The organism is Antarctobacter sp. (genome assembly GCF_048262615.1).
Lineage (GTDB): Bacteria > Pseudomonadota > Alphaproteobacteria > Rhodobacterales > Rhodobacteraceae > Antarctobacter.
This window is the reverse complement of record NZ_JBLXFB010000019.1, coordinates 80,762-90,098: the sequence shown is the minus strand read 5'-3', so window position 1 is coordinate 90,098 and position 9,337 is coordinate 80,762. Positions and strand designations below refer to the sequence as shown.

At 62.1% G+C, this 9,337-nt stretch carries 8 protein-coding genes and 1 tRNA gene; 2 read left to right on the top strand and 7 right to left on the bottom strand.

The genetic code is table 11. From position 1 onward, the window contains the following. Positions 1 to 194: 194 nt before the first annotated feature. From ACN0S5_RS18110 to ACN0S5_RS18090, 5 genes are all read right to left on the bottom strand, one after another. Entirely contained in the window at positions 195 to 500 is a 306-nt protein-coding gene (locus tag ACN0S5_RS18110) for a hypothetical protein (RefSeq protein ID WP_417210143.1), read from the bottom strand. Positions 501 to 1,137: 637 nt separating this feature from the next. Continuing rightward, a tRNA-Ser gene (locus ACN0S5_RS18105) sits at positions 1,138 to 1,227 on the bottom strand. Positions 1,228 to 2,169: 942 nt separating this feature from the next. After that, positions 2,170 to 3,267 carry a redox-regulated ATPase YchF gene (gene ychF / locus ACN0S5_RS18100; RefSeq protein ID WP_417210142.1) on the bottom strand — a complete coding sequence of 366 codons (1,098 nt, stop codon included), beginning with the start codon at positions 3,265 to 3,267 and terminating at the stop codon, positions 2,170 to 2,172. Between the two features lie 137 nt (positions 3,268 to 3,404). Next, positions 3,405 to 3,785, bottom strand: coding sequence for a DUF805 domain-containing protein (locus ACN0S5_RS18095; protein WP_417210141.1), 381 nt, complete (start codon positions 3,783 to 3,785; stop codon positions 3,405 to 3,407). Positions 3,786 to 3,923: 138 nt separating this feature from the next. Continuing rightward, a complete protein-coding gene (locus ACN0S5_RS18090) occupies positions 3,924 to 5,294 on the bottom strand; it encodes an MATE family efflux transporter (protein WP_417210140.1) in 1,371 nt (456 codons plus the stop codon). A 101-nt stretch (positions 5,295 to 5,395) separates the two neighbouring features. On the opposite strand from ACN0S5_RS18090, the gene ACN0S5_RS18085 reads away from it, so the two are divergent. After that, complete coding sequence (locus ACN0S5_RS18085) at positions 5,396 to 6,040, top strand: TIGR02453 family protein (protein ID WP_417210139.1); 645 nt, start codon at positions 5,396 to 5,398, stop codon at positions 6,038 to 6,040. Positions 6,041 to 6,043: 3 nt separating this feature from the next. Here the strand turns inward: ACN0S5_RS18085 and ppk2 are convergent, their stop codons facing one another. Then, positions 6,044 to 7,039 carry a polyphosphate kinase 2 gene (gene ppk2, locus ACN0S5_RS18080; RefSeq protein WP_417210138.1) on the bottom strand — a complete coding sequence of 332 codons (996 nt, stop codon included), beginning with the start codon at positions 7,037 to 7,039 and terminating at the stop codon, positions 6,044 to 6,046. A gap of 168 nt (positions 7,040 to 7,207) precedes the next feature. On the opposite strand from ppk2, the gene trpA reads away from it, so the two are divergent. After that, complete coding sequence (trpA, locus tag ACN0S5_RS18075; protein WP_417210137.1) at positions 7,208 to 7,999, top strand: tryptophan synthase subunit alpha; 792 nt, start codon at positions 7,208 to 7,210, stop codon at positions 7,997 to 7,999. On the opposite strand, the gene ACN0S5_RS18070 is transcribed toward trpA, so the two are convergent. Further along, the gene (locus tag ACN0S5_RS18070) at positions 7,987 to 9,336 is read right to left on the bottom strand and encodes an ATP-binding protein (protein WP_417210136.1); all 1,350 of its coding nucleotides are present in this window, start codon (positions 9,334 to 9,336) and stop codon (positions 7,987 to 7,989) included. The two genes, trpA and ACN0S5_RS18070, sit on opposite strands and share 13 nt — an antisense overlap. Position 9,337 lies beyond the last annotated feature (1 nt).

Below are 9,337 nucleotides of genomic sequence, written 5' to 3'. Positions count from 1 at the left end.
TCAACCAACCCGATCAGCAGGTGCAACGAGTAGCTTAAATTACGCCAGATCCTGTCCAGCAGATGGGGAGTAGCTCATACGTCTTGATCTGCAGCCAACTCCGTGGCGCTGGCTGGACGATTGGCGGTTGCCTCAGCATAAAGCTGAGACGCATTCAGGCGCCCTAGAAAAATCGCACGCTGTGTATGGTTCACTCAGTCGTCCTCTTTGAGGTCCGCTGCATCTGAGCCAAAGCGGTTTCTTATTCTAGGCAGAACATGTGCTACAACGACGTATTTGCAGACATCGTATGTTATTCCAGACGAAATCGCGGCACCCACAAAGAGCGCAATTTCGGCTCCTGTGAAACCGGGAGAGGTTGCGACCTTTATGTCTTCCTCTGAAATCCGCCTGTCGCCACTCTTCAGGCTGGCGTTGTAATCCTTGAGCCCCTTAGAGAGCTCCTCCTTGAATTCAGCGGCCGAAATACTCGTCTCGATCTTGATTATGGCTTTTTCCAATGTTTTCTCCAAGGAATCTTCCACGCTCCAACATTGTTTGGATCGTTCGAGCCGCTGTCAAGTTGAGTTTCAGCTAACAAGTTATCTTGAAACCGACATTCTCGCCACTCCAAGTCCCTACGGCTGACGTCCCAGGGCGTGGTGTAGCTTTCGGTGGCCATCGGGTTTCTCGGTAGAAGTGGGTTCGATGCAGCCATTCAGTGGCGAAGCATACTCATCGATTTTACTACCTCGCGACCGTCAGCTTCCTTGCGTGCGGCGTAACAGGTTCGCGCCCGCGGATAATGGCAGCTTCCCGCCCTTCCCGCAGCGCCTGGCAAGATGCTGCGCTGCGGAAACTTCAGTGCTTCGATACATACCGGACGATCAGCGAATGTTCGATTTCCGTTCCATCTCAGCGAACACGACCCCGGTCGAAGTGTTCAGATGGCATCTCCAGAAAACAGCTTGGTTTCAATACCTTGCAAAAACTTCACCAAATCAACGCAGTCATCAGGTCCGGAGAATAACCGGCTGAGAGAACAGATTTTGGGTCAACGGACGGCGCGGCGGTGCTCAGCCTGTCTTGCAAACCCCTTTGAAAACACGGGAAATTTCGGCCGCCTACGGATGGGGAGAACGCTTTCGCGGGGGCAAGTGGCGGAGACGAAGGGATTCGAACCCTCGAGACGGTTTCCCGCCTACTCCCTTAGCAGGGGAGCGCCTTCGACCACTCGGCCACGTCTCCGCCGACGCGTATAGCCAAGGAAACATGAGGGGTACAAGGCAAATCTCGGCCTTTCGGAAAAAAGCCCGCTGGGTTCGTGCACCAGCCTCCAAACCATTGCAGGGCGCAAGGTTCGGAGGATACCGGGTCAAGGCCCCGAACAGCAAGATCCCTGGGCAAAACCGAGGGGGATCCGGGGCGGGATCCGGCGAGCGGGCGATTTGTCCGACGGTCGGCGTAGGTGGCGGCGCAGCGCGGTTCACCTTATGTGCCAGCGCTGTGCAGCTGTCTGCGCTCTCTGCCACAAGGGGTCCACGCCGGGCACTCGACGCCGCTGAGCAATCTGCCCCGAGAGGCTCACATCGGCTGGGCCGTGCTGGAGGCCGGTGGCACTGGAGGCGTGTTCCATGGGCATCCTCTGTCCGGCAAGTGTTATCCGGCAAAGACCTTGAGGCGGACCGACTTGAAGCCGATGCGTGCAACAAGGCGGCGGGATACCCCCCGGTCGCCGGATGTCGCCGCGCGTCAGGTCCGGCGAAGTCCGCACAATCCAGCCCGTGACACTCACGATCAACGCAATCAAAAGGACGATGCCCAATACGCCACCACCCCGACCGGGTGAAGCCGCCATCCCCTGGGCACGAGGTCGACAAAGCCGCGCGGGCCAAGCCATGTCGCCATCACCCCCCTGCCCGACCGCGCCGATGGACTGGAACCGCACCGGAACCGAAAGGGCAAGATCTGGACGGGCAAGCTGCGGCTCCAATACCGGGCATGCCACCAGCGTTCAGCGCCAGAGACAGCCCGGACACCGCCATGAGACGCTTGCGAACAGAGTCACGGGGAACGCTCTGGCCGGTCATCGGGGCCTGTCAAAATACGTTCCATTTCTGGAAGGTACTTTGCCGGGGCGTCCAATTGGATCAATCTCCGCGGCTCACAGGCCGGACAAATGCGACGATATCAGGTGTTGAAGAGGAAGTGCAGGACGTCGCCGTCCTTGACCTCATATCCCTTGCCCTCGGCGCGCATCTTGCCCGCGTCCTTGGCACCGGTTTCGCCGTTGCAGGTGATGTAGTCGTCGTAGGCAATCGTTTCGGCGCGAATAAAACCGCGCTCGAAATCGCCATGGATCACCCCCGCCGCCTGCGGCGCCAGCGTGCCTTCGCGGATCGTCCAGGCGCGCGCCTCTTTCGGACCGACGGTGAAATAGGTTTGCAGGCCCAGCAATTCGTAGCCCGCCTTGATCAACCGGTCGAGCCCGGCCTCCGCAAGCCCCAATTCCGACAGGAACTCTGTCGCCTCTTCGGCGTCAAGTTGGCTGATTTCTTCTTCGATCTTGGCGCTGATCACCACATGGGCGTTGCCCTGCGCGGCGGCCATCTCTCCCACCTTGCGCGACAGGTCGTTGCCCTCGGAGGCGTCGGCCTCGTCGACATTACAGACATAGAGCACCGGCTTGGCGGTCAGCAATTGCATCATCCGCCATGCCTTGAGGTCGTCGTCATCCACATCGACCACGCGGGCGGGCTTGCCCTCTTCCAGCGCGGTAAGCGCCAGTTTCATCAGGCGCTCCTGCTGGATTGCTTCCTTGTCGCCACCGCGCACCTTGCGCACGATGTTCTGCAACCGCTTTTCCAGCGATTCCATGTCAGCAATGATCAATTCCGTCTCGATGGTCTCCGCGTCAGAGACCGGATCGACGCGCCCGTCCACATGGGTCACGTCCTCATCCTCAAAGCAGCGCAGCACGTGGGCGATGGCGTCCACCTCGCGGATGTTGGCCAGAAACTGGTTGCCCAGCCCCTCCCCCTTGGACGCGCCTTTGACCAGACCAGCGATGTCGACAAAGGTGATCCGCGTCGGGATGATCTGCTTGGATTGGGCAATCCCGGCCAGCCGGTCCAGCCGCGGGTCGGGCACAGCCACGTCGCCCACGTTCGGCTCGATCGTACAAAAGGGAAAGTTTGCCGCCTGCGCCGCAGCGGTTCTGGTCAGCGCGTTGAACAGCGTCGACTTGCCCACGTTGGGCAGCCCCACGATTCCCATCCGAAAGCCCATGCGACACCCTCCATCTTGCGTGACGCGCCGCTTCTAGTCGGGGGCGGGCAGCGGCGCAAGGCGCGACACGTGCGTAAACGCAAAACCCCTCTTCCGGCGAGGAAGAGGGGCATCACGTCCAAAGTCTGAAAACCGTGTCAGCCGAAGCGGTTCGGACCCGGTGTCGGTTTCTGGATAAAGAAGTAGATCAGAACCAGCGCGCCGATCAGCGGGACCAGACCGATCAGCAGCCACCAGCCTGACTTGTCGATGTCATGCAGGCGGCGGACGCCGATGGCGATACCCGGCACCAGCGTGGCAAGCGAAAAGATGCTGCCGAACAGCGGCATGCCGATCATTCCGTCGACCAACGTCAAAACAACGGAGATGAGGATGATGGCAAGGAAGGCCCACCAGTATTCACCCCGGTTCGACCGGCCCTCGAAATTGATGTAGTTGGTGAAGAAAAGCTTGAATGCTTCCCCCATGCCAACCTGGCGGGTGTACCCGCCGGCGCCTGCGTCCATCGTGTGTGCCATAATGCTGTCTCCTGAAACCTGTCCTGTGAGCGATAAGTAATGCAGGCCGCGTTTCCAGCCCGATAAACGCACTTAATCACTGGTCCCGCATTCGCTCAATGGCGGAATACCTCCAGTCGCCACCGGACGGTGAAACCATTATCCGTGTGCCAGATGACGCGCCACAATCGCGGGGCTCTGCCGCCAAAACCGCTGCATCAACAACACGGCAGCCACCGCAAGGCCGGACACAAGGCCCAGCCAGATCCCCTCGCCGCCCCAGCCAAAATAGATTCCGAACAGCCAGGCGCAGGGCATTCCGACCCCCCAATAGGCGACACCCGCCATGATCATCGGCACGCGGGTGTCCTGCAATCCGCGCAGCAGACCGATGTGGATCACCTGCGCGGCGTCCACAGCCTGAAACAGCGCTGCCATGATCAACAGACCGCGTCCCGTCGCGATGATCGCGTCGCGGTCCGGGTCGGTTGGATCGATGAACAGGCCCATCAATGTCTCTGGGAAGACAAGGAACACCGCCACCGTCACCGCAACCGCAACCGCGCCCAGCAGGGCGACCACCTCGGCCCCGCGCAGCAGGTTGGCGATATCCCCGCGCCCAAGGGCCGCGCCCGCACGCACCGTGGCGGCATTGGACAGGCCGACCTGCACCATAAAGGCCGCCGTCGCGATCTGGATCGCAACGCCGTGCGCCGCCAGCGGGATTGTACCCAGCCAGCCCATAAGCACCGCAGAGGCCGCGAAAAGCGCCACCTCCGCCAGCGTGGTCAGCCCGATGGGCCAGCCCAGCTGAAAGACCCGGCCGAACATCTCCCAGTCGGGTTTCCAGAACCGCACGAACAAGGCATGCTCGGGCAGGATGCGCAGCGCGTAGACGACGATCAGCCCCAAAGACACAAGCTGCACCGTGACAGAGGCCACAGCCGCACCCGCGATCCCCATCTCGGGCGCGCCCCAGTTGCCAAAGATCAGCATGTAATTGACCAGCGCATTGGCCCCTGCGGCCGCGATTGTGATCCACAACACGACGCGGGTGTGCTCCAGCCCGGCAAGATAGCTTTTCAGCACCATCACGCCCAGCGCGGGCAACATCCCAACGGACAGGGTGCGCAGATAGACCTGCGCCATCTGCGCGATGGCCTCTTTCTGCCCGATCGCCGTCAGGATTGCCCCGGAGTACCAGAGCAGCGGCAGGATCAGCAGGGCGTAGATGATCGACAGCCAAAGCGCCATGCGCGTGGCCCGCCGTACCTGCACCTCATCGCCCATCGCGGCAAAGCGCGCGACCATCGGCATGATCGCCCAAGCAAAGCCCGAGCCGAACAGGAACAGCGTGAAAAAGAACGATCCCGCCAGCGTCAGCGCGGCCAGTTCCGGCACCCCGTACCAGCCCATCATGATCGTATCTGTCAGGCCGATGGCAAACTGCGCCAGATGCCCGCCAATCAATGGCAGGCCAAGGCGCAGAATGGACCGCGTGTGCGTCATATGGCTGTCTGGGCGGGTCATGGCCTGCCCTTACGCATCGGACCAAGTCGTGGCAAGGGCGCAGGTGCGTCGAAGGTGATCCTGTGGTAAGCTGGCGGCAACCTCCTGCCTGGAGCAGTTTCATGGCCGAACCTGTCGATCTCAACCGGCTCCTGCCGGACGCTCGGGCGTTCCTTGCCGAGTTGGCTGCAAACAATGATCGCGACTGGTTCAAAGCCAACAAGTCGCGCTACGACAGCGACCTCAAACGCCCGTCGGAAAAGCTGCTGGCGCAGATTGCAGGCTGGATGGGCGACACGCTGGGCCTGACCCCGCGCACCAAACTGTTCCGCCCGCACCGCGATGTGCGATTCGCCGAGGACAAGACCCCCTATCACATCCATCTTCACATGATGTGGTCCCTGCCCGACGGTCGGGCGTGGATGCTGGGGGTTTCCCCCGACTACGCGACCCTTGGCGCGGGCATGATGGGCTTTGAACCGGCGCAGCTTGACCGCTGGCGCGAGGCCGTGGCCGCGGCACAGGGGGCCGCGCTGGCGGATATGATCGACAAGGCGGGATGGCGGGTGGACGCGCCCACGCTTCAACGGGTGCCATCCCCCTACCGCGCCGACCACCCGCGCGAGGCGTTGTTGCGATACAAGGGGTTTGTCGCCTGGCGGGACAATCTGGATGAGGGCCTTGCCCTCGACCCGGAGGAAACCCTCAGGCAGGCCATAACCGATCTTGCACCGCTCATGGATTGGCTGGGCGACGAGGTCGCCTGAGAGTCAACTACGCCGCGTGTCGGGATGCAAAGCCTTGCCAAGGATGTGTTCCGACCGGTGGATCACATGCCCCGCCCCGCCCACAATCAGCGGATCGGGCGCGCGGGCGATCTTGGGGTCTTTGCCCGGATAGTCCAGCGATGCCAGAAAGTGCCGCATACAGTTCAGCCGCGCGCGTTTCTTGTCGTCGGACTTGATCACCGTCCACGGTGCATCGGCGGTATCGGTGTAAAAGAACATCGCCTCCTTGGCCTCGGTATAATCGTCCCACTTGTTCAGGCTGGCCAGATCGATCGGCGACAGCTTCCACTGTTTCAGCGGGTCGGTCTCGCGGCTGGTAAAGCGCGCGCGCTGTTCCTGTTGCGTGACCGAGAACCAGTATTTGTAAAGATGGATACCCGACCGCACCAGCATCCGTTCCAGATCCGGGGTCTGGCGCATGAATTCCAGATAATCGCTGGGCTCACAAAAGCCCATCACCCGCTCGACACCGGCGCGATTGTACCACGACCGGTCATACAGGACGATTTCGCCGCTGGTCGGCAGATGTTCGATGTAGCGCTGGAAATACCACTGACCGCGCTCTTCATCGGTGGGTTTGTTCAACGCGACCACGCGGGCGGTTCGCGGATTGAGGTGTTCGGTAAAACGTTTGATCGTGCCCCCCTTGCCGGCGGCATCCCGCCCCTCGAACAACAGCACAAATTTCCGCCCGCTCTCCTGCGCCCAGATCTGAACCTTCAGCAATTCGGCCTGAAGCCGCGCCTTTTCGCGCTCATAGGCGCGGCGCGACACCTTGGAGTCATAGGGATATTCGCCGGTCTCAAAGGCGCGGCGGATTTCATCCGTTGACGGGTGGCGCCGGTCAACCGGGCCACGGCGGGCCTCTGCCGGATTGGCGGGCGCGCTGTGTGGTGCCGAAGCGACTGCCGCGGGAGCGGCGGCATCGGCGGCAGGTTCGGGATCAAGGGCGACGCGGGCGGAAATTTCTGACGGCATGGGGGCTCCTTTTGTCTCTCCGCCCGAGTTTCGCAGGCAAGCGCGCCCGCCGCCTTGCGGTACGTCAAGAAACCTTCACAAAGCTCTCACCTTTTGCGCAGGGCGCGCCCGCCATTGCTTTTCCCGCGCGCATCCGGCAAGACGCGAAAGCCTTGCAGGGAGTGAGCCATGACACGCATCGAATCCACCTTCGCCCGGCTGCAAGCCGCGGGACGGAAAGCCTTTGTATCGTACATCATGGCCGGGGATCCCGATGTGGACACCTCGCTGGCGGTGATGAAGGGCCTTCCCGGCGCGGGCGTGGACGTGATCGAACTGGGTCTGCCCTTTACCGATCCGATGGCCGACGGGCCGACCATCCAACTGGCCGGGCAGCGCGCGCTGGAGGGCGGCATGACGCTGGACCGCACCCTGCAAATGGTGCGCGATTTCCGCGCCGCGGATGACAGCACGCCCATCGTGCTGATGGGCTATTACAACCCGATCTATGCGCGCGGCGTCGACACCTTTCTGGCACAGGCGAACGAGGCTGGCATCGACGGGCTGATCATCGTCGATCTGCCGCCCGAAGAGGATGAGGAACTGTGCATTCCCGCGCAGGCTGCTGGCCTCAACTTTATCCGCCTCGCAACCCCGACCACCGACGACAAGCGCCTGCCGAAGGTGCTGCAAAACACATCCGGCTTTGTCTACTACGTGTCGATCACCGGGATCACCGGCGCGGCTGCGGCACAGGCGGCGGATGTCGCCCCCGAGGTGGCGCGGATCAAGGCCAAGACCGACCTGCCGGTGATCGTGGGCTTTGGCATTCGCACGCCGGAAACCAGCCGTGAGATCGCCTCGGTCGCCGATGGCTGCGTGGTTGGCTCTGCCATCGTGTCAGAGATCGCGGCGGGCAAATCCGTCGAGGAGATCCTGTCCTTTGTGGCCGGACTTGCCGAGGGCGCTCACTCTGCCTGACGGCGCAACAACCGGCCCATGCTGGCGGTCAACTCTTCGCGTTTGATGGGTTTGGCGACATGCGCATCGATCCCCTGCCGCAGATAGCTGCTGACCTGATGGGTCATGGCATTGGCGGTCAGCGCGATGATCGGCACCCGCGTCAGATCGCGCGCCGCCTCGACCTGACGGATCATCGCGGCGGCCTCCAGTCCGTTCATGACCGGCATGTTCACATCCATCAGGATCAGGTCAAACGGTGCGGCGAAATGCGCCTCGACCGCTGCGGACCCGTCGCTGACCATGTCCAGTCTCAACGGGTAGCGCCGCAAGAGCAGCCGCAGCACCCGCTGGTTCGTCTCGCTGTCCTCCGCCACCAGAATGCGCCATGGGCGTGCGCGCAGCACTGCCTCTGTCCGTTTGGCTGCCTCGCCGTCCGTCAGTGACCTTGGGCGGGCATCGCGGACGCTGATGCGGGCGACAAAGCACGACCCGCCCTCTGGCACGGATTGGTAGAACAGATCGCCCCCCAGCAGCCGACAGATCCTGCGCGCGATCGTCAACCCCAGCCCGGTGCCGCCAAACTTGCGCGTGATAGAGGCATCCGTCTGGGTAAAAGCCTCGAACAACCGGCCGCGTTTTTCGACGGGCACACCGGGGCCCGTGTCGCGCACCTGCAATTCCAGCACGTCGCCTACCCGGGTGAAATCCAGATACACACCGCCGGTGCCGGTGAACTTCAGCGCGTTGGACACCAGATTGGTGATCACCTGTCGCAGCCGCGTCGGATCGCTGCACAGCCAGCCCTGCGCGCTGCTGTCCTGCCGCAGCACCAGTTCAAGACCCTTCGTCTCGGCCCTGGGTTCATAGACCTGACGGATTTCGTGGCACAGCGCATCCAGGTCGAAATCGCGTTCTTCAAGCTCCATTTTGTGGGCTTCGATCTTTGACAGATCCAATAGGTCGTTCAAAAGGTCCAGCAGCGACAATCCGCACGACTGGATGACTTCGGCCATCTCCTTGTGTTCGGATGCCAAATCGCTTTCCACTAGCGCCGTCGCCATGCCCAGAACACCGTTCAGCGGCGTGCGAATTTCATGGCTGATCATGGCCAGAAAACTGCTTTTCGCGGTGCTGGCGGATTCGGCAGCGACCTTGGCGGTTTCGTATTCGCGCGTGCGGTCCCGTACCGCCTGTTCCAATGCCGCGGCCTGCGCTTTCAGCGCGGCGTTCGCCTCGAACAGGGCGCGGCTCTTGGCCTCAAGCAACTGCTCTGCCTCGTTGCGCGCTGTCCGCTCTCGTTCATAGCGCCGGCGCGAAACCCGGCCATCAGCGTTGTTCTGCGCGATATGGCCCATG